We start from the raw sequence: 20,719 nt of genomic DNA, 5'->3' as shown, positions 1-20,719 counted from the left end.
GTCAGAGCACCGACTCCGACTCCGCCAGAAGTCGACGCGCCTCCCTGCGCTCGCGCTGTTCGTCCGGGTCGGACACCGGCGCCGCGAGCAGAAGCTTCCTGGTGTAGGCCTGTGTCGGATGATCGATCACCGCGCCCGTAGCGCCGTGCTCGACGATCTCACCCTGGTACATGACAGCCACACGGTGGCAGACGGCTCGCACCACGGAGAGATCGTGGGAGATCACGAGCAGGGCGACCCCGGTGCGCTCCTGAATGTCGATCAGGAGATCCAGCACCCGAGCCTGAGTCGAAAGGTCGAGCGCGCTCACCGGTTCGTCGCAGATGATGAGCCTCGGCTCGAGCGCGAGCGCTCGGGCGATCGCGATTCGTTGTCGCTGGCCGCCGGAGAACTCCACCGGGTAACGCTCCGAGGCATCGGATGGCATCCCCACCCGGTCGAGCAGTTCACGCACCCGCCTGCGGGCCTCGGTACCGCCGATACCCGCAGCCCGAAGCGGCTCGGAGAGGATGTCCGATACGAGTAACGATGGATTGAGGGAGGAGTAAGGGTCCTGGAAGACGACCTGGATCTCCTTCGCCAACGCCCGGCGCTCACGGCGCCGAGCGTGGGTGATGTCCCGACCGGCGTAGAGAATGCGCCCCGATGCGACCGGGACCAGGCCGAGGATGCTTCGCCCCAACGTCGTCTTCCCCGAACCGGATTCGCCGACGAGACCGAGGGTTTCGCCTTCCTGAATCGAGAGCGAGACATGGTGCAGCACACGGTTGGCAGGCTTGCGCCATCCGGCCTTTCGGTACTCGACCTCGAGGTCCTCGACCTGGAGCAGCGCGGTCCCCTCCCGGCTCATGCCCTCACTCCATCCCGTGACGTGAGCGGGGCGCGCATGGGTACGTTGTCAAGAACCGAATCCAGCAGCAGGCGGGTGTAGGGATGCTCCGGCCGCTTCATGATCGCCCTCGTCTCCCCGGTCTCCACGATCTCTCCGTCTTTCATCACGGCTACGCGCTCGCAGATGTCGGCGACGACGCCGAAGTTGTGCGTCACGAGGATGAGCGCCATCGATCGCTCCTGCTGAAGATCGCGCAGGAGGTCGAGCACTTCGGCCTGCACCGTGACGTCGAGCGCAGTCGTGGGCTCGTCGGCAATGAGCAGTTTCGGATCGCAGGAGACGGCGATCGCGATGAGCACGCGCTGAGCCATCCCACCGGACAGCTGGTGCGGGTAGTAGTCGTACACCCGCTCCGGTTCCTTGATGTTCACCCGAGCGAGCAGTGACAGTGCCCGTTCCCGCGACTCGACTCTCGAAAGCCCGAGCTTCTTCCTCATGGCGAACCCGAACTGCTGACCGACGGTGAAGGCTGGGTCGAGGTTGGACATGGGCTCCTGAGGAACGTAGGCGATCTCCCTCCCGCGCAGCTGGTTGAGCCTCTTCTCCGTGAGCTCGAGCAGCGGCAGTCCGTCGAACACGATTCGACCGGATGTGACGATCGCCTCCGGAGGGAGGAGCCCGAGGATCGCGAACGCGGTCTGCGTCTTTCCGGAACCGCTTTCGCCGACGAGCCCCAGCACCTCGCCCCGATTCACCTGCAGCCCGACCTTCCTCACGACGGTTCGGGACTTCTCCTTCGAGAGCGGGTAGGCGATGGAGAGTTCACGAACGGAGAGGAATGCATTCGGCTCGCCGAGCTCCGCCGCGCCTGGTGGAGTCACGGCATGGGCGATCGCCTTGCGGGCTGTGCCGCCACTGCTGCGCGGGTCCCCCAGCGTGTCTCGCACGGCATTGCTCAGGAAGACGAACGCGAGCACCGTGAGAATGATCGAGAGCGCGGGCCACAGGATGGCGAAGGGGGAGATATACAGCGCGTTGAACGAATCCTGGAGCATGCCTCCCCAGGTCGGGCTCTCCGGGCTGCCCAGTCCGATGAACTCCAGGGCGGCTTGAATCACAAGGGCGATTCCGGCGATGTACGCCATTTCGATGATGATGGGGGCACGGATCACCACGAAGATGTGCCTGCTCATGATGCGGATGTCCGACAGCCCCGATACCCGAGCAGCGTCGACATAGAGTTCGTTGCGCACGGAGATGACGACATTGCGGACGAGTCGGAAGTACGCGGGCGCGATGAGGATGCCGACGACGATCATGCTCGTGACCGTCGACGGCCCGACCACGACGAACACGGCGATCAGCACGATCATGCCGGGAACCGCCTGAATGAGGTTGGAGAGCCAGGCCCCGATGGCATCGAAGGTGCGTCCGTAGTATCCGGCCATGAGTCCCACGGTCACGCCGATCGCGACAGCCACCGAAACGGCGATCGCGGCACCACCGATGGTGTTCGCCGTGGCGAACATGAGACGGCTGAGGATGTCACGGCCCGCCCTGTCGCCACCGAGCAGGTACTCGGACTGGAATGGCCCGATGTTGACCATGGCGAGTTTGGTCAGGTTCGGGTCGAAGGGCGTGAGAATGGCGCCGAAGAACGAGAAGAACAGCACCGTGGAGAGGATGACGGCGGAGATCCAGACCGTCGGCTTCCTGGCGAGCCGGCGGAGCGTTCCCTGCCGGATGAAGGTGGGGAGCTCCGGCGCCACCACAAGTCCGAGTTCGCCGCTCATCATGCCCTCGACTTCGGGTTGGCCCACGCGATCGCCAGGTCGACCACGATGTTGACGATGACGACCACCACCACCAGGAACAGCACGGTGCCCATGATGACCGGAATATCCGACTTGAGGGCCGAGGCGATGACCAGCGATCCGATGCCCGGAAGCGCGAAGACCTGCTCGATCACCACCGCACCGCCGAGCAGCCCCACGAACTGCATTCCGAGGGTCGTGAGGCCCGGGGCGCTCGCATTCTTGAGGGCATGACGGAGATACACGGCACTAAGGGGTATACCTCGGCTGCGGAGCGTGCGGATGTAGTCCTGCTTCATGACGTCCATGACCGCGCCTCTCACCTGCTGGGACGCGGAGGCGATCGTTCCGACCGCGAGAGCCGTCACCGGAAGGACCAGGGAGAGCATCCATCCACCGAGGGATCGCGTCGGAGGGATGTATCCGGTCGCCGGCAACAGCTTGAGGTTGAGAGCGAAGAGAACCACGAGACCGATGGCGATGAGGAAGTGGGGGGTCGCGAACCCGAAGACGCCGAAGGTTCGCAGTCCGGAGTCGACCCATCCGCCCTTGTAGGCGCTGTAGAGCCCGATGACCACCGCGAAGACGAGCGTGACGAGCAGGGTGAATCCGACGAGAGCGAGCGTGACGGGGACGCGGGACAACAGGGTTTCGATGACGGGTCGGTGGTCGCTGAGGGACCGACCGAGGTCACCGTGGAGGAGGTTGCCGAACCACACGAAGAACTGCACGATGAGAGGCTCATTGAGTCCGAGCTCCTGGGCCCGCTGCACCACGGCGGCCTGATCCGCGTCCGGTCCGAGAATGAGTCGGGCGATGCGCTCGCCATCGCTATAGATGAGAGTGAACGTCACCGCAGAGACGACCACGGTCAGCACGATGCCTGCCACTACTCGCCGAGCGAGAAATACGAGCATGAAGATTCCCTACTGCTTCACCGAAGTGTGCCACGTCGCAGGGTTGGATTCCCTGCGACGTGGCATCGGGGCCTCTACTTCGCGGGCTTGATGTCCCAGATCAGGGGTTCGACCTGTCCGGGGCTCAGTTCCGCCGTGATGGCACTGTCGGTTCCGTACAGCACGTGAGGCGTCGCCCACGGTGCGTACCAGGCGTTGTCGATGAGGTACTGCCCGATGTTCTGGAAGGCGGCCTTCTGCTCGTCGCCAGCACTGGTTCGTGCGGCCTCGATGTAGCCGTCGAGTACCGGGTCCTCCGTCTTGAACACGTTCCACAACGCTGTCGGGGTCACCATGCCCTTCACGTCCCGCCAGTCATCGAAGCTCGGAAGGTTGACGAAGACGAGCGGGTACTTCTTGGCGAAGACCTCATTGAAGTAGTCGCCGAGCTGGAACGAGTCCACCGTCAACCGGATTCCGATCTCGCCGAGCTGCTGCTTGATGATCGGCATGATCACGTCGTGGTTGCCGGTGATCGCCGGTATCTTCATGTCGAAACCGTCCGCGTATCCGGCCTCGGCCATGAGCTTCTTGGCTGCCTCGATGTCGAACGGATAAGTGTCCTTCTCGCTTGCGACGTAGGCAGCACTGCCTTCGCGGAACACCTGGTTGTTAGCCACCCCGTAGCCCTGGAAAAGATTCTTCACGAGCGATTCGCGGTCGAAGACCATGTTGATCGCCTGGCGCACCTTCACGTTCGCGAGCGCCGGAACAAGGGTGCCCCCACGGTCGATGAGATGGAGGCCGGCCCAGTTGGCGATACCCGAGTTGAGGGTGAGACCGCTCGCCTCGATGTCCGCGGCATTGGCCGCCGGCACCATGGCACCATCGACCTCACCGGCCTTGAGGGCGTTCATGCGAGCCGCAGTATCCGCCATCGGACGAAGCACGAGCTTGTCGAACGGGTAGGAGGCCGGATCCCAGTAATCCTTGTTACGCACGTAGGTGTATACGGATCCAGGGGTCGTGTTCGCGTCATCGAGGATGTACGGACCTGAACCAACCGGCACGACCGACTTGTCCTTGTCCGGGTTGGCGATGTCCGCCGGGAGGAAGACCGCACCGAGGGAGGCCGCCATCGCGGGAAGGATGGCCGGGTCGGCCTGCTTCAGGGTGACGACGACCGTCGTCGCATCCTCCGCCACCGCATCGGCGATCGACGACGCCGCCTGGGTGACCTCGCCGCCGCCGCCATCACGGAAGGTGAGGAGGTTCTTGACGACCGCCTCGGCATCGAGCGGAGTGCCATCCGTGAACTTCACATCGTCGCGAAGCGTGAGGGTGAGTACGGTGAGGTCGTCGTTGTACTCCCACTTGGTCGCGAGATTGGGCAGGATCTCCAGATCCGGCGTGATCTTCACGATGGTGTCGTACAGCGGCATCCAGTATGCCGACGACTGGTGAACCTGGGTTCCGATGTCGGTGCGGACAAAGCCCCACAGGCTGTCGGAGGAAACTGCCAGGGTCAGCGTCTGCTCCGCATCGGTGCCTGGCTCGTCCGTGGGGGTACATCCGCTGAGGGCCAGCGCGGCGACCGAGGCCGCGGCAAGCGCCGTCACAATCCTCTTTCTATGTTTCATTCTTCTTGCCCCTTCTATCTACGACGTTGTACGGGCCACCCGCAACATGAATCGTTTCAATGTTGTGGTTTCTACTGAGGGTACAGGTGCGGGGCAGGCTTGTCGAGTGCCGTTATGAATCGTGATAATTTCCGACCTCCCTTCACCCCGGGGTCACCCCTCGACCGGAGTCGTTGTGAGCTCAACAGCCATCATGTCGAAGATGTCGACTGCCATACCGACGGTCACGATGTCGCCACCCACGCGCCAGGGAAACGGCTCACCGGAGCCGACATCGCGCACGGCGGCCACCGCGGAACCCTCAGGAACGCGAATGCGGACCGCCATGGGCACCGGAACGCCCGACGCATCGCCGGCAAGTCGCAATGCGCTGACGACAATGCGGCCGCGATCGGGTTGCTCGAACCCCGTGACCCACACATCCGGGTGACCCGCCGCAGAGAGTCGGGGGTCGAGACCGAGTTCGTCGGCCAGCAGGTGGAGAAACGTCGCCTCATGCGCGGGACTGTCGATCGACTCGATCGGCGCACTCGAGTAGAGGGCACGCCCGGCGCCGACGTCATTCATGACGATCGCGGGGTGCGCGGTGTCGTCCCACGGCGGCGACGAATGGATGCTCGCGAAGTCCCTGGCTGTCATGCTGCCATCGGACGGGTAGCCGAAAGGCAGCGTCAGACGCGCAAGCACCCGCGCGCCTTCGGCCGCCGAGATCCGGGGAAGCCCGAGCGGAGCCCCTGGGCCGGTGGGCAGCGGGCGTCGCTGCCCGACCGGCAGATAGGGCTCCGGCTCCATGGCCGCCACAAGACCCGGCGTCTCCGGACGAAGATACACCATCACGCCCTCCTCCGTGCCGGTCTTGTGGCACCCGAAGAGGTCTGCGAGCGCAAAATCACCGCTCGTCGATCCGTCGGATAGGAGAAGGGAACTGCGACCACTCGCATAGAGTCGCCCGCCCCCTCTCACGTAAGCACGCAGGGCCTGAACGTCCTCGGACGACAGCCGACGGGCATCCGGCAGAACGATCACCGAGAACTCGCCGAGCCTCCCGTTGTCGAGACGCGTCACGACGGAGAACGGTATGTGGCCGCGGCGGAGAGCGCGAACCGCGCCCATCACCGCATCCTGGTGGCGAGATCCACCTCCCGGTACAGCATCCGCCACGAGGTCGACGCCGGGTTCTTCGATGCGGGAGTCATCCGAGTAATAGATCGCGACATCGGCGATCGCGCTGCCGCCCGTCTCCGCCTCGAAGGGGCGGGTCGCGCCGAACACACGCCCGATGCGCTCATACACCTTCTCGTTCAACCGGCCGGACGGCTCAACGGCGTCGATGAACAGGAACGCGGAGTCGGCCGCAACCGCCGCGAAGGCCTGGGTGAGCATCTCGTGCTGGGTCTTCGTGCTGGAGTGGTTGAACAGATCCCTCGTCCGCGTCGTCATGAACTCCGGTAATGCGGGGCGTCGGAACCCCCGCATGAGTTCAAGAACGAAGACCTGTTCGTCGAACCCGCCGTAGAGGTCTCCCGCAGCGAAGTCGTCGAGGCCGGCGTCCTGCGCCCGTTGCGTCTGGAACCAGCCGCGGAGCCCCGGGGCGAGATTGTGGGTGACAGCGATCCCTGGTCGCACCCGGCGCGCAGTCTCCATGAGGTCGGCCGCGAACCCGGAGATCCACCGCTCACGCGCGGACTGGAAGGTGCACCAGGCGGTGTCGCCCCAGTCGATGACCTTCGGAATGTCCATCCCGTGTTCGGCATGGAACCGGGTGGCACAGGCCTCGCATACGCACACCGCGGTCCAGAACGCCATGTCCAACCACAGTGTCTCAAATCCGTACCGCTCCAGAAGTGCGGTGATCTGGGCCTTCTCGTAGTCCACATACTCCGGATGATTCGGGCACATCGTGCCGTAACGATGGCCGAGCACCGTCCACTCCTTGCCCACCGCTCGGCTGGCCGGGATGATCCGCCAGTCGGGGTGGGCCTCGGCGGCCCAATTGTCGAAGATGACACTGTGGTAGGCGGCAACGGCGATTCCGGCTTCCTCGAGCGCCGCCTTCGCCTCTCCGACGAAGTCGCGCTCATGTGCGGCACGATGAATTCCGCCCACCGGTGTCGGCCAGTAGTTCAGCCCCAGGTGCGACTTGCAGTACAGGAGCGCCCCATCCGCTCCCGCCAGCCGGTAGAGACGCACGAGTTCGGTGGGTTCATAGTCCGAGAGAAATCTCTCATCCCAGTCCGGGATGTGCATGTCGAGGAGCAGCCGTCGGCGAGAGCGGAGGTAAGCGTTCATGATCCCTGTGCGAACTCAGACGCGAAGCGCCAGTTCCGCATTCCCCGGACCGAAGTGCTTGAGAATCACCAGGTCATCGGTTGCACTGCGGTTCGTGATCTTCACCCCTTCACGCGCCGCCACCTCCGAGACGAAGAACTCGTCCTGGCTGAGCTGCCCGTATCGGATCAGGGTCGCGGCTGCGATGTCGTGGGACCCGAAGGCGCCGAACCCCTGAACGGCGATGAGGCCGTATGCGTCCGTATCGATGATCGTCACCGTCTGTCCCGGATGCACCGTGAGCTCCTTCGCACTGAAGTGCGGCGACCGGAACACGATCCACTTCTCCACGTAGGCTCCCCCGCCGTCGGCCACGGACTGCTCGGTGGAATAGGGAACCATGAATCGATTCCTGACGAAGTGCGGGTCGGTATTGAGGTCCCACTTGAGCAGACCGATGATGAAGTCGAGGTCGCCATGCCTGCCCGTCGGCACGTCCTTCCAGAGCAGCTCCTCCGGCACCTCCCGGTTATTGCTCCAGGACTCGCACATGCAGAACACATCGCATGCGGCCTGGGGTTCGTAGGTCGCGACGCTCGCCGGTGCATGCAACACTCCGGACGGGATGTCCCAACCGGTTCCCAGCCGGGTGCGATAGCCGAGGGAGAGTTCGGTGATGCGATTGTCGCCGCCCTGCGCGAAGCGTTCGAGCCGCTCCTTCACCTGTTCCGGCCTGACGTCGGGTTGGAGCCCAAGGAAGGAGATCGGCTGGTCGCCGAGATGGTTGTTCATGTGCGGTGAGTAATAGTAGGCCTCCGGCTTGCCGGGCTTGCCGACCAGGGCGGCCTTCTCATCGGTGTGATGGACGTGAAACGGCAGCGCCTGCTGGTTGTCGAAGAACTTGGAGTACATCGGCCACGACGCGTGAGCGCCGTACACACGGCCCCCGATCAGCTCCGCCTTGTGGTGAGCGACGAACTCGTCGAACGGGATCAGCGGGCCACCGTCCGGATCCACAACGAGGCTGAGGCCTTCGTCCGTGCCGGTCAGCGGTCCGTTGTCCGCGCGAACTGCGGAGGCCAACCACCGCTCATCGATCCCACCGCGAGTCTGCCCGAACGGAAAGTAGTCGTCCGGGTGCAGCCGGATGCGCCGCCCGGGAGTGCAGAACGCTCGAGGAACCCAGGCAGGAGCGAGCCGCACGATCCCGTTTCCGGCGTCGAGGGCACGATCCATTCCCGAAGCAGTGGCTCTTACGTCGTCGTACGCTCCGACTGCGATCATCAGCATTCCTTACGTTGACCCGGCCTGGTGGTGCGCCTAGTATAAGGCGTGCGATGAAACGATTCAATCGTGATCGACTGGAAGTACCGGGGAGTCGGGTCGTCCTCACGACGGGCCCGCGCTGCAGAGAGAAGGCGTCATGAGTTCGATGTTCACCAGTCAGGATCTGGACGCACTCGCAGACCAGTCCATCGAGTTGCCATCCTGGGCATTCGGAAACTCAGGAACACGATTCCGCGTCTTCCCCCAGGCCGGCGTACCGCGTGACCCCTTCGAGAAGGTGGCCGACGCGGCCAAGGTCCACGAGCTGACGGGCCTGGCACCCATTGTCGCCCTGCACATCCCCTGGGACCTCGTGGAGGACTTCGCCGCATTGCGTCGCTATGCGGAAGACCTCGGGATGACACTGGGGACCATCAATTCGAACACGTTCCAGGACGACGCGTACAAGCTCGGCAGTCTCACCCACAGTGATCGCAGGATCAGACAGCAGGCCATCGACCATCACTTCCAGTGCATCGACGTCATGGGCCAGACCGGATCCCGAGACCTGAAGATCTGGTTGGCCGATGGGACGAACTACCCGGGCCAGGACGACATCCGCGGGCGTCAGGATCGGCTTGCGGACTCGCTCGCAAAGATCTACCAGCGCCTGGGCGAGGACCAGCGCCTGGTCCTGGAGTACAAGTTCTTCGAGCCGGCGTTCTATCACACCGACGTACCCGACTGGGGAACCGCCTATGCTCACGTCGAAGCCCTCGGCGAGCGCGCCCTCGTCTGCCTCGACACCGGCCACCACGCACCAGGGACGAACATCGAGTTCATCGTCGCGCAACTGTTGCGACTCGGAAAACTCGGCGCCTTCGACTTCAACTCCCGGTTCTACGCCGACGACGATCTCATCGTCGGCGCCGCGGATCCGTTCCAGCTGTTCCGGATACTCGTCGAAGTCATCCGCGGAGGAGGTTTCGGCAGCACGAGCGGCGTGTCCTTCATGCTCGACCAGTGCCACAACATCGAGAAGAAGATTCCTGGCCAGATCCGCTCTGTGCTCAATGTGCAGGAGATGACCGCGCGTGCGCTCCTCCTCGACCGTGCTGCTCTCGGTAGTGCACAGGATGCCGGCGACGTGCTCGCCGCGAACGATGTCCTCATGGACGCCTTCTACACGGATGTCCGTCCTGCACTCGCCGAATGGCGGGCATCCCGCGGCCTTCCAGCGAACCCGATGGCCGCCTATGCCGCAGACGGCTACCAGGAGCGCATCGAACTCGAGAGGGTCGGCGGCGCGCAGGCCGGGTGGGGCGCGTGAGCGACACCACCACAGGCGACCTCATCGCCCGGTCGAACCGACTCGGTGCCGACCCGAAGAACACGAACTATGCCGGCGGGAACACCTCCGCAAAGGGCTTCGGCACGGATCCCGTCACCGGTGAACCCGTCGAGTTGCTCTGGGTGAAAGGCTCGGGCGGCGACCTGGGCACACTCACGGAGGAGGGACTCGCGGTCTTGCAGCTGGATCGTCTGCGCGCGCTCGTCGATGTCTATCCCGGCGTAGGCCGCGAGGACGAGATGGTCGCGGCCTTCGACCACTGCCTGCACGGTAAGGGCGGTGCCGCCCCATCGATCGACACCGCGATGCACGCGCTTGTGGATGCTGCGCATGTCGACCACCTGCATCCGGACTCCGGAATCGCCATCGCGACCGCCAAAGATGGTGAGGACCTCACCACAAGGATCTTCGGCGACAAGGTGGTGTGGGTTCCCTGGCGACGCCCCGGGTTCCAGCTGGGCCTCGACATCGCCGCGATCAAGGACGAGAACCCGGGCGCGGTCGGCTGCATCCTCGGCGGACACGGCATCACGGCATGGGGCGACTCGAGCGCCGCGGCCGAGAAGAACTCGCGCTGGATCATCAGGACTGCGCAGGATTATCTCGACAAGCACGGCAGGAAGAACCCGTTCGGACGCACCGTGGCGAAGAAAGCCGCCCTCGACCCCGCCGAGCGTAGAGCGAAGGCTGCCGCTCTGGCGCCGACTATCCGTGGAATCGCCTCCCACGACAGGCCGATGGTGGGACACTTCACCGACGATGAGCGCGTGCTCGACTTCCTCGCCTCCGCGAATGCACCGCGGCTCGCTGCCCTCGGCACAAGTTGCCCCGACCACTTCCTCCGCACCAAAGTCAGGCCGATGCTGCTCGACCTGCCGGCCGCGGCTTCGCTCGAGAAGATGAGAGGGCGGCTGAGGGAACTGCACGAGAACTACCGCGCCGAGTACACGGCGTATTACGAGAAGTACGCCACCGCCGACTCACCGGCCATGCGCGGTGCCGACCCGCTCATCGTCCTGGTGCCGGGAGTGGGCATGTTCTCCTACGGCGCGAACAAGCAGACCGCTCGGGTGGCGGGGGAGTTCTACCTGAACGCCATCAATGTCATGCGGGGGGCGGAATCGGTCTCCACCTACAGCCCGATCTCGGAGGTCGAGAAGTTCCGCATCGAGTACTGGGCCCTCGAAGACGCCAAACTGCAGCGTATGCCGAAGCCGAAGAGCCACGCGACGCGCATCGCGCTGGTGACGGGAGCAGCATCCGGAATCGGCAAGGCGATCGCCGCCCGGCTGGCCGCCGACGGCGCCTGCGTGGTCGTCGCAGACCTGGACCTGGCACGCGCGCAGGCCGCCGCCGCGGAGATCGGCTCCACCGACGTCGCGGTCGGGCTGGCCGTGGATGTCTCCGACGCCGCCGCGATCGAGGGGCTGGTTCGCGACGCGGTACTCGCATTCGGCGGTCTCGACATCATCGTGAACAACGCCGGCGTCTCCCTCTCGAAATCGCTTCTCGACACGACCGAAGAGGACTGGGATCTCCAGCACGACATCATGGCCAAGGGTTCGTTCCTGATCTCGAAGGCGACCGCGCCCGTGCTCATCGAGCAGGGAATGGGGGGCGACGTCATTTACATCGCGAGCAAGAACTCGGTGGTCGCCGGACCCAACAACATCGCCTACTCGGCGACCAAGGCGGATCAGGCGCACCAGGTGCGACTCCTCGCGGTCGAGCTCGGTGAACACGGCATCAAGGTCAACGGTGTCAACCCGGACGGGGTCGTACGAGGGTCGGGAATCTTTGCGTCAGGCTGGGGAGCGAACCGCGCCAGGACCTACGGGATCGCCGAGGAAGAGCTGGGCAGGTTCTACGCTCAACGCACGATTCTCAAGCGCGAAGTCCTCCCGGAGAACGTCGCCAATGCCGTCTCCGTACTCACCGGGCCCGACCTGTCGCACACCACCGGACTTCATATCCCGGTCGACGCCGGCGTCGCGGCCGCCTTCCTGCGATGAACGCCGGAGTCGTCGCCGCCGTCGACCTCGGCGCGACGAGCGGGCGAGTACAACTGGGGTACGTCGGGCAGGGCACGCTCCGGCTCACCGATGTCGCCCGATTCCCCAACCTGCCGGTTCGTACCGCCGACGGCCTCCATTGGAGCATCCTCGAGCTGTATCGCCGGGTGGTGGATGGGCTTGCTGCGGCGGTGCGCCAGGAGCCTGGATTAGCGAGCATCGGCGTCGATTCGTGGGGAGTCGACTATGCGCTCATGCGGGATGGTCGGATACTGGGCTCACCTTATGCGTATCGGGACGAACGCAGTGCCCCCGCCGTCGAGGTCGTGCACGAGATCATGTCTCCGGCGGAGCTGTACTCTCGCAACGGATTGCAGCACCTTCCGTTCAACACGCTCTTCCAGCTGACGGCCGACCGCACCGCCGGAACCCTCGAGTTGGCCGACTCATTCCTGCTGCTTCCCGATCTGTTCGCCTACTGGCTGACCGGGCACTCCCTCGCCGAGCGCACGAATGCCTCGACGACGGGGTTGCTGGGCGTCGAGACAGCGGAATGGGACAGGGCTCTCATCGAACGCCTGCACCTCCGGCGCGAGCTGTTCCCCCAGCTCGTCGACCCCGGCACACCGCTCGGTGGACTCACCGGGGAAGTCCTCCGCGACCTGGGCGGGACGGAGGCTGTCGTGACAACGGTGTGTTCGCATGACACCGCCTCGGCGGTCGTAGCCATCCCGGCCCTCGATCCCGACTTTGCCTACATCTCGTGCGGGACCTGGTCACTCGTCGGGGTCGAACTGGAGCATCCTGTGCTCAGCGAAGCAAGCCGGCTGGCCCGGTTCACCAACGAGGGCGGCTTCGACGGTCGGGTGCGCTACCTGCACAACGTCATGGGCCTGTGGTTGCTCAATGAATGCGTACGTGAGTGGAAGAAGGACGGTTCGACGGTTTCGGCTTCCGAGCTCGTCGAACAAGCCGCAGTGGTCAGCGAGGCCGTTCCGATCTTCGACGTCGACGATGAGGTGTTCCTGGCCCCGGGGAACATGCCTGCGCGAATCTCGGCCTGGCTGGCCGCCCGTGACCTGCCTGTGCCGTCTTCCCGCCCCGCCATGGTGAGTGCGATCCTGCGGTCACTCGCCGAAGCCTACGCTCGGACGATCCGATCGGCAGCCGAGCTGAGCGGGCGTACGGTGTCGGTCGTGCACCTGGTCGGTGGTGGCGCGCAGAATGGGCTGCTCTGCCAGTTGACGGCGAACGCCGTGGGACTGCCGGTGGTGGCCGGCCCCGTCGAGGCGACGAGCATCGGCAACGTGCTGGTGCAGGCGCGCGCGCTCGGATATGTTTCAGGCGACCTCGACACTTTGAGGGCGCTCATCGCGCCCGCCTTCCCCACAATCCGCTACGAACCTCGATAGGAACTCTCCGATGGTCACTATGGTGAAGCGCCAGTTCCCTCGCCCTTCCGAGATCCTCGAACTGATGCACTTCAAGAAGCCCGAGTTCAACGCGAAACGTCGACGGCTGGCGTCGGCGCTGACGATTCACGACCTGCGTGACATCGCGAAGCGTCGCACCCCGAAAGCGGCATTCGACTACACCGATGGTGCCGCCGAGGGCGAGATCTCGCTCGCGCGTGCACGCCAGGCCTTCGAGGATGTGGAGTTCCATCCCTCGGTGCTGCGCGATGTCTCGCAGGTCGACATGTCGTGCACGATCTTCGGCGGACCATCGGCGCTGCCGTTCGGTATCGCCCCGACCGGCTTCACCCGGCTCATGCACACGGAGGGCGAAATGGCCGGAGCTTCGGCCGCGGGTGCCGCGGGCATCCCGTTCACCCTGTCGACCCTCGGGACCACGTCGATCGAGGCCGTCAAGGAGGCGAACCCCGCCGGTCGCAATTGGTTCCAGCTCTATGTGATGCGAGACCGGGAGATCTCCTACGAGCTCACGCGCCGTGCCGCTGCAGCCGGCTTCGACACCCTGTTCTTCACCGTCGACACCCCTGTCGCCGGCGCCCGCCTTCGAGACAAGCGGAACGGCTTCTCGATCCCGCCGCAGCTCAGCCTGGGCACGATCGCGAATGCGATCCCACGCCCGTGGTGGTGGTGGGATTTCCTGACCACCCCGAAGCTCGAGTTCGCGTCGCTGAAGTCGACCGGCGGCACGGTCGGCGAACTTCTCGACGCCGCCATGGACCCGACGATCAGCTTCGCGGACCTCGACATCATCCGCGTAATCTGGCCGGGCCAGCTCGTCGTCAAGGGTGTGCAAAGCGTGGCAGACGCAGAGGCACTGGCCGCGGCCGGTATCGACGGCATCGTTCTCTCGAACCATGGCGGTCGTCAGCTCGACCGTGCTCCGATCCCGTTTCACCTCCTGCCCGCCGTCGTCAAAGCGGTAGGCAACGACATCGAGGTGACCGTGGACACCGGCATCATGAACGGAGCGGATGTCGTCGCCGCGATCGCGCTCGGCGCCGGATTCACGCTCATCGGCCGGGCCTATCTGTATGGCCTGATGGCTGGAGGTCGCGCCGGAGTCGATCGGGCGATCGAAATTCTCACCGGCGAAGTCGAACGCACGATGAAGTTGCTCGGTGCTCATTCCGTCGCAGAGCTCGAGCCGGGGCATGTGACGCAACTCGCTCGCCTGGTACCGCGCCGGCCATGAGGCGCGGCATCGCCCGGGATTCACCCGACCTGGTCCCCCGGATGGGGGCAGCCGCCTTCCTTGTCCGGCCCCAAGTCGCCGGATAGCCTCGAACTGGCGAACAATTCCGGCTCACCCCGACCCCGGATCGACCCGATCGCCCGCTGATCACCCGAAGGCGCAGACGCATGCCGCACCCCGTCCACGTGACGCTCCACGAACTCACGCTCCCCAGGATGCTCGCGGAAGCCAGCCCGGAATCGATCGGCTACGCCATCATCGCGATCGGACTCGTCGGTCTCGGGCTCGCGCTCGTAGTGCTCTTCGTCGCCACCCGGCGACGCCAGCATCACCGCTGAACACGGGGCCCGGTCGGCTCGCGCCCGGTCAGTTCGCCTTCGAGCAGGTGTAGTCGGCAGCGCTCTGCCCCTTGACGCCGGGGAGCACCTCGAGACCCCCCGTCGTCGGAGCCTCGCTCTCCTTCGGGGCGTTCGGGTCGGCGACCGAACCGATGCCGGTGTTGCCGGCCTGCAGGGTGAATGGCTCGTCGGCCCGGATCTTCGCGAACAGCGCGTTCGCCGCCGACGTCACCGGCGCCACCTTGCCTGCGTAGACGCCCGGCTGCCCGGTCACGCCCGGGTACTGCACGAACAGCACGCGGTCGAGCGGCAGGTTCTTGAGCACCTGCGCCATCGAGATCATCGTGTTCAGGTTCTTGAGGCTGTTCGACACGGTGAGGTTCTGGGTCGCGACCGTGGCGATGTTGTAGAGCTTGCCGAAGTCGTCCAGCACCCCGCCGCCCTTGACCGTGCGCACGAGTGAGGAGAGGAAGACCTGCTGGTTGCTGATCCGCCCCAGGTCGCTGCCGTCGCCCACGCCGTGCCTGGTTCGCAGGAAGGCCAGCGCCTCCCAGCCGTCGAGCGTGTACTCGCCCGCAGCCGGCAGGTTGATGCCCGAGTAGTTGTCGACGACCGGGCCGTTCACGCAGACCTTGACCCCCCCGATCGCGCTCGAGATCCTGGCGACGCCCGAGAAGCTGACCTCGGCGGCGAACTGGATGTCGAGCCCGGTCAGCTTCGACACGGTCAGCACTGTGCACGGCAACCCGCCGTAGAAGAGCGTCACGTTGATGGGCTGGGCCGACATCGAGTAGTAGCTGCCGCCATCCGGGTTGGGGCATGAGGGGATCGGCACGACCAGGTCGCGCGGGAAGCTCACCGCGACGGCGTTGCTCTGGTCCTGTGCCACATGCAACAGGATCGTCACGTCGTTGAGTTCCGCGGAACGGTCCTTGCACCCCTTCGGATCCTCGCACCGGTCACTGCCCACGAGCAGGATGTTGAAGCCACCCTCGTAGGCGCCGAGCGCGGGCGGCGGCCCCTCGGTCTCCCCGACGATCGTCACCGTCTTGATGTCACTCTCGAGCTTCCAGATCGCGTATCCCGCGACGGTCACGCCGCTCACGAGCACGACGGCCATGGCCGCGCTCACGTACTTCAGCGCCGTGAGCCAGGGGTTGCTGCGGCGCAGCCTTCCGTGCCGCGCCACCAACGGCAGCCCGCTGGCCCTGCGGCCACGCGGCCTGGTCTCGCTCATGGGTGTCTCCCGGTCTTCAACGTTGCGTCAGGCGCGGAGGGCGTGGGATTCGAACCCACGAGACATTTCTGCCCACCAGTTTTCAAGACTGGCTCCATCGGCCGCTCGGACAGCCCTCCCTGGGGCGATGTCGCGCCCGTGCGATTCTAGCCGACGGCGACCGTGGTGCGTCTGAACGCTACCGGGGAAGCATGCTGGCGACGGGGAGCGCATCCAGGACGGGCACGAGGCCGTCGGCGCGGACATCCGCCGTCACCTCGGTCGCGACCGCCTTGACCTCGGGAGGTGCCTGACCCATCGCGACGGCGCGGCCGGACTCGCCCGCCCACTCGAACATCTCGATGTCGTTGCGTCCGTCGCCCGCCACGAACACCCGATCGCGTGGAATCCCGAGGATGCCGCGCACCCGTTCGAGCGCCGTACCCTTGTTGACTCCGTCGGGGGCGATGTCGAGCCATGCCGTCCACCCGATCGCGTAGCTCACCTGGTGCAGGCCGAGCGAGTCGATGAGTGCGACGAACTCGTCCGGCTCGTGACCGGGCGACACGACCACGACGCGGGTGACCGGGGTTCCGGCGAGATCTTCGAAGTCGACGAGCGTCGCGTTCTCGAGGTTCCAGTCCTGCATGCCGTCCGTGTAGAGCCGCTGCCCGGTGGCATCCTCGACCATGAATCGGCCGTCCGGCAAACCGCTCCGGATGCGCTGCAACACCGGCCCCGGATCGAACGTCTCGACGAGATCGCGCCGGTACCCGCCCTCGATATCCGGGTCGCGTTTCATGGTGATCGCGCCGTTCGCGCAGACGACGTACTCGGGTTCGAGGCCGAGCGCCTCGAGGATCGGACGAGTGGTCTCCCAGGATCGCCCCGTCGCCAGCGTGACGGTGTGACCGGTGTCGCGTGCGCGACCGACGGCATCGACGACCGCCTGGGTGAGCGTCTCGTCCTCGTGGATGACGGTGCCGTCGATGTCGAGTGCGACGAGCCAGGTCTCGACAGGCTCGACCGGAGAAGCGGGCGGCTCGACCGGAGAAGCGGGCGGCTCGACCCGAGAAGGGGTGCTCACTGCATCGGCTCCATGATCTCGAGGCCGCCCAGATACGGCTGCAGCGCTTCTGGCACGCGCACCGAGCCGTCCGCCTGCTGGTGGGTCTCCAGGATCGCCACGATCCACCGGGTGGTCGCAAGCGTGCCGTTGAGGGTGGCGACCGGCGCGGTCTTCCCCGATTCGGTGCGATACCGGATGTCGAGACGGCGCGCCTGGTAGGTCGTGCAGTTGCTCGTGCTCGTGAGCTCGCGGTAGGCGCCCTGCGTCGGCACCCAGGCCTCGATGTCGAACTTGCGTGCCGCGCTCGAGCCGAGGTCGCCCGCGGCGACATCGATCACCCGGTAGGAGAGCTCGCAGGCCTGCATCATCTGCTCCTGGTAGCCGACGAGGCGCGCGTGCTCGGCCTCAGCATCCTCGGGGAGTGTGTAGCAGAACATCTCGAGCTTGTTGAACTGGTGCACGCGCAGGATGCCGCGGTTGTCTTTGCCCGCGGCCCCTGCCTCCCGCCGATAGCAGGTCGACAAGCCTGCGTAGCGCAGCGGCCCGGTCTCGAGATCGAGGATCTCGTCGGCGTGGAATCCGGCGAGCGCGACCTCGCTCGTACCGACGAGGTAGAGGTCGTCGGCGGGGAGGTAGTAGATCTCGTCGGCGTGCTCGCCGAGGAAGCCCGTGCCGCGCATGATCTCCGGCCGCACGAGCGTTGGCGTGATGAGCGGGGTGAAGCCCTCGACGAGCGCCTTGTCGAGGGCCATGTTCATGAGCGCGAGCTCGAGACGCGCGCCGATGCCGGTGAGGAAGTAGAAGCGGCTGCCGGAGACCTTCGTGCCACGCGTGATGTCGATCGCCTTCAGGCGCTCACCGAGTTCGACGTGGTCGCGAGGCTCGAAATCGAAACTCGCCTTCTCGCCGACCTCGCGGAGGGTCACGAAGCTCTCTTCGCCTCCCGCCGGAACGCCGTCGATGACCGGGTTCGCGATCGAGCCGGCGATCCTGTCGAACTCGACTTCCGCATCCGAGGCCTTCTGACCGGCCTCCTTGACCCGCGCCGCGAGCTCCTGGGCACGGGCGACGAGGGCCGGTTTCTCCTCCTTGGACGCAGCAGCCACGGTCTTGCCGAAGGCGTTCTGTTCTGCGCGCAACTCCTCGAACGCGGTGATGGACGAACGGCGTTCGAGGTCGGCGGCGAGCGCGGCGTCCACGAGTTCGACGGAGTCGCCGCGAGCGTCCTGCGAGCGCCTCACGGCATCCGGGTTCTCGCGCAGCAACTGGGGGTCTATCACCTCCCCAGTCTATTGAACGGTTTCGTACCGTACGGTTGGTGTCGTGGCCGCAGGATCGGGTTCGGGGACGGGACGGGTGTCGACCGCCAGGCGGCATGCCGCCGTCGTCTACAACCCCATCAAGGTCGACCTGCGCAAACTGCGGCGCGCGGTCGAGAAGGCGGAGACCGGCAGCGGCTGGGGGCGCACCCGCTGGTATGCGACGAGCGAGACGGATGCCGGGCAGTCGGTCACGCGCGAGGCGCTCGCGAAGGGGGCTGCGGTCGTGCTCGCCGCCGGCGGCGACGGGACCGTGCGGGCGGTCGCCGAGGTGCTGCGCGGCAAGTCCGTGCCGATCGCCCTCCTGCCGGCGGGCACCGGGAACCTCCTCGCCCGCAACCTCGACCTCAGCCTCACCAGCCTCGACGCCTCGGTCGAGACGGCGTTCGGCGAGGCCGAGCGCACGATCGACGTCGGCGTCGCGACGATCACCAGGGAGAAGGATTCGACCGAGGAGCACGTCTTCCTCGTCATGGCGGGTCTCGGACTCGACGCGAAGATGATCGCGAAGACGAACGCGAAGCTCAAGAAGGCCGTCGGCTGGCTCGCCTACGTCGACGCAGGGATGCGCGCGCTGCCCGAACTCGCCCCCGTACGGCTCCGGTACCGGCTCGACGGTCTGCCGGAGAAGCCGCTCACCGCACACACCCTCATCGTCGGCAACTGCGGTGCGCTGCCGGGAGGCATCCTGCTCATCCCGGATGCGACGCCGGATGACGGCATCCTCGACATCGCCGCGCTCAAGCCGCGCGGTCGCTTCGGCTGGCTGCGCGTGTGGAACAAGATCACCTGGGAGAACGGCGTGCTGCGCAGGAGCGCGGCCGGCCGGATGATCATCGACCTCTCGACGGACGTGAAGGATGTCACCTACTTCCGTGGGAGGCGCCTGGGCATCGCGCTCGAGTCGCCGCAGGAGTTCCAGCTCGATGGGGACGAGTTCGGCACTGTGACCGCGGTCGACTGCTTCGCCGACCGTGGCGCGCTCACGGTCAAGGTGCCCGGCTAGTCCTCCACGAGTATGGAGATCAGCATGACCGAACCGCAGGTCTGGACGGCGCTCGCGATCCTGCTCGCCTTCCTCACCGCGACCCTCACGGTCGTGACACGCACGATCTCGGTGCTGAGATCGGCGGCCTGCGCTCGGAGATGAACGCCCGATTCGACGCCGTCCACGACAAGTTCGATGCCCGATTCGATCGGGTGCAGGATCAGATCTCAACCCTCGACCGCGACGTCCAGTGCTCACCGCACGCGTCTTCCGCGACGACCTGCCCTAGGTCCCGGCTGGCGGGCGACGCTCCTTGGCCCGCCGACGGGCGCGCTGGCGCGCATGGAGGAAGAGCAGGCCGGCGATCGTGCCGAACCCGACGTAGAGGGCGGGCGAGACCACCGCATCCGCCAGCTCCTGGAAGAACACCACAACGGGACCCGGGCTCACCTCGGACGACGACGGATACCAGAAAGAGGTCTGCCAGACTCGCGCGGAGAACGCTGCGACGATGAGCCCGGTTGCGCAGAGCCACAGTGCACCGATCCACGGATTGTGTCGCCTCATTCCGGGGGCTTCCAGGTGATGGCCCGTCGGAACAGGATGCCGACACCGATCGCCAGGCCGGCCGTCACCATGGGGGCCGAGAGCGCCCACGCCGCGGCCTGAAGGAGTTGCTGCCACGACAACCCGGTGCCGAACGACGGGTACTGATAGTTCAGGCCGTTCGCCCAATACGCGACGGCGACGCCGCCGACGACGAGCACGGCTCCGATGACGAGCAGCGTCCGCTCGAGGGGGTTCGGTTCGGGCGGGTCCGACTCGGATGCATTCGACTCGGATGGGGTGACCGGCGGATCCGGCTCGGCTTCGAGCGCGAGGACGTCATCGCGAACCCCCTCAAGCGTCGACGCCTCGGCTTCGACAGGATGAGGAGCACGGCGGGGCAGAGGCGCGGCATCCGATTTCGGCCGGCCCGGTCCTGGCACGTAGCCCGGCTGGAATCGCGGGTCGAACCGCGGGTCGAAGTTGTCAGCCATGCG

Annotated in this window: 17 protein-coding genes and 1 tRNA gene; 6 read left to right on the top strand and 12 right to left on the bottom strand. The window is 65.8% G+C overall.

The window, feature by feature from the left end:
- Window position 1: 1 nt before the first annotated feature.
- The 6 genes from ABD678_RS02435 to ABD678_RS02410 form a co-directional block, all read right to left on the bottom strand.
- On the bottom strand, window positions 2-850 hold the full coding sequence (locus ABD678_RS02435; protein ID WP_344753309.1) for an ATP-binding cassette domain-containing protein: 849 nt from the start codon (window positions 848-850) through the stop codon (window positions 2-4).
- Window positions 847-2,652, bottom strand: a complete 1,806-nt coding sequence (locus ABD678_RS02430; RefSeq protein ID WP_344753307.1) for a dipeptide/oligopeptide/nickel ABC transporter permease/ATP-binding protein — start codon at window positions 2,650-2,652, stop codon at window positions 847-849. Before ABD678_RS02430 ends, ABD678_RS02435 begins: the two co-directional genes overlap by 4 nt.
- The gene (locus ABD678_RS02425) at window positions 2,625-3,563 is read right to left on the bottom strand and encodes an ABC transporter permease (protein ID WP_344753305.1); all 939 of its coding nucleotides are present in this window, start codon (window positions 3,561-3,563) and stop codon (window positions 2,625-2,627) included. Before ABD678_RS02425 ends, ABD678_RS02430 begins: the two co-directional genes overlap by 28 nt.
- 74 nt (window positions 3,564-3,637) lie before the next feature.
- Entirely contained in the window at window positions 3,638-5,161 is a 1,524-nt protein-coding gene (locus ABD678_RS02420; RefSeq protein ID WP_344753303.1) for an ABC transporter substrate-binding protein, read from the bottom strand.
- A gap of 174 nt (window positions 5,162-5,335) precedes the next feature.
- Window positions 5,336-7,471: an alpha-amylase family protein gene (locus ABD678_RS02415; protein WP_344753301.1), complete on the bottom strand. Its 2,136-nt coding sequence runs from the start codon at window positions 7,469-7,471 to the stop codon at window positions 5,336-5,338.
- Window positions 7,472-7,486: 15 nt separating this feature from the next.
- Window positions 7,487-8,734, bottom strand: a complete 1,248-nt coding sequence (locus tag ABD678_RS02410) for a hypothetical protein (RefSeq protein ID WP_344753299.1) — start codon at window positions 8,732-8,734, stop codon at window positions 7,487-7,489.
- A 148-nt stretch (window positions 8,735-8,882) separates the two neighbouring features.
- Here ABD678_RS02410 and rhaI point away from each other — a divergent pair, with 148 nt between their 5' ends.
- The 5 genes from rhaI (at window position 8,883) to ABD678_RS02385 (ending at window position 15,084) form a co-directional block, all read left to right on the top strand.
- Window positions 8,883-10,046 carry an L-rhamnose isomerase gene (rhaI, locus tag ABD678_RS02405; protein ID WP_425561938.1) on the top strand — a complete coding sequence of 388 codons (1,164 nt, stop codon included), beginning with the start codon at window positions 8,883-8,885 and terminating at the stop codon, window positions 10,044-10,046.
- Entirely contained in the window at window positions 10,043-12,079 is a 2,037-nt protein-coding gene (locus ABD678_RS02400; protein WP_344753295.1) for a bifunctional aldolase/short-chain dehydrogenase, read from the top strand. Before rhaI ends, ABD678_RS02400 begins: the two co-directional genes overlap by 4 nt.
- Window positions 12,076-13,491 carry a rhamnulokinase gene (locus ABD678_RS02395; protein WP_344753293.1) on the top strand — a complete coding sequence of 472 codons (1,416 nt, stop codon included), beginning with the start codon at window positions 12,076-12,078 and terminating at the stop codon, window positions 13,489-13,491. Before ABD678_RS02400 ends, ABD678_RS02395 begins: the two co-directional genes overlap by 4 nt.
- Before the next feature lie 19 nt (window positions 13,492-13,510).
- Complete coding sequence (locus ABD678_RS02390; protein WP_344753539.1) at window positions 13,511-14,746, top strand: alpha-hydroxy acid oxidase; 1,236 nt, start codon at window positions 13,511-13,513, stop codon at window positions 14,744-14,746.
- Window positions 14,747-14,913: 167 nt separating this feature from the next.
- Complete coding sequence (locus tag ABD678_RS02385; RefSeq protein WP_344753291.1) at window positions 14,914-15,084, top strand: hypothetical protein; 171 nt, start codon at window positions 14,914-14,916, stop codon at window positions 15,082-15,084.
- Between the two features lie 28 nt (window positions 15,085-15,112).
- Here the strand turns inward: ABD678_RS02385 and ABD678_RS02380 are convergent, their stop codons facing one another.
- From ABD678_RS02380 to serS, 4 genes are all read right to left on the bottom strand, one after another.
- On the bottom strand, window positions 15,113-16,321 hold the full coding sequence (locus tag ABD678_RS02380) for an LCP family protein (protein WP_344753289.1): 1,209 nt from the start codon (window positions 16,319-16,321) through the stop codon (window positions 15,113-15,115).
- A 34-nt stretch (window positions 16,322-16,355) separates the two neighbouring features.
- Window positions 16,356-16,440: transfer RNA gene (locus ABD678_RS02375), tRNA-Ser, on the bottom strand.
- Window positions 16,441-16,499: 59 nt separating this feature from the next.
- Window positions 16,500-17,387 carry an HAD family hydrolase gene (locus ABD678_RS02370; protein WP_344753287.1) on the bottom strand — a complete coding sequence of 296 codons (888 nt, stop codon included), beginning with the start codon at window positions 17,385-17,387 and terminating at the stop codon, window positions 16,500-16,502.
- The gene (gene serS / locus ABD678_RS02365; RefSeq protein WP_344753285.1) at window positions 17,384-18,649 is read right to left on the bottom strand and encodes a serine--tRNA ligase; all 1,266 of its coding nucleotides are present in this window, start codon (window positions 18,647-18,649) and stop codon (window positions 17,384-17,386) included. Before serS ends, ABD678_RS02370 begins: the two co-directional genes overlap by 4 nt.
- A gap of 43 nt (window positions 18,650-18,692) precedes the next feature.
- Here serS and ABD678_RS02360 point away from each other — a divergent pair, with 43 nt between their 5' ends.
- On the top strand, window positions 18,693-19,694 hold the full coding sequence (locus tag ABD678_RS02360) for a diacylglycerol/lipid kinase family protein (RefSeq protein WP_344753283.1): 1,002 nt from the start codon (window positions 18,693-18,695) through the stop codon (window positions 19,692-19,694).
- Window positions 19,695-19,961: 267 nt separating this feature from the next.
- Here the strand turns inward: ABD678_RS02360 and ABD678_RS02355 are convergent, their stop codons facing one another.
- Together ABD678_RS02355 and ABD678_RS02350 are read right to left on the bottom strand one after the other, a co-directional pair.
- The gene (locus ABD678_RS02355) at window positions 19,962-20,243 is read right to left on the bottom strand and encodes a hypothetical protein (protein WP_344753281.1); all 282 of its coding nucleotides are present in this window, start codon (window positions 20,241-20,243) and stop codon (window positions 19,962-19,964) included.
- Entirely contained in the window at window positions 20,240-20,716 is a 477-nt protein-coding gene (locus tag ABD678_RS02350; protein ID WP_344753279.1) for a hypothetical protein, read from the bottom strand. Before ABD678_RS02350 ends, ABD678_RS02355 begins: the two co-directional genes overlap by 4 nt.
- Between the last annotated feature and the right edge of the window lie 3 nt (window positions 20,717-20,719).

Source organism: Leifsonella bigeumensis, from assembly GCF_039537265.1.
GTDB lineage: Bacteria > Actinomycetota > Actinomycetes > Actinomycetales > Microbacteriaceae > Terrimesophilobacter > Terrimesophilobacter bigeumensis.
The sequence above is the reverse complement of the archived record's forward strand: the minus strand, read 5'-3'. Positions and strand labels throughout refer to the sequence as shown.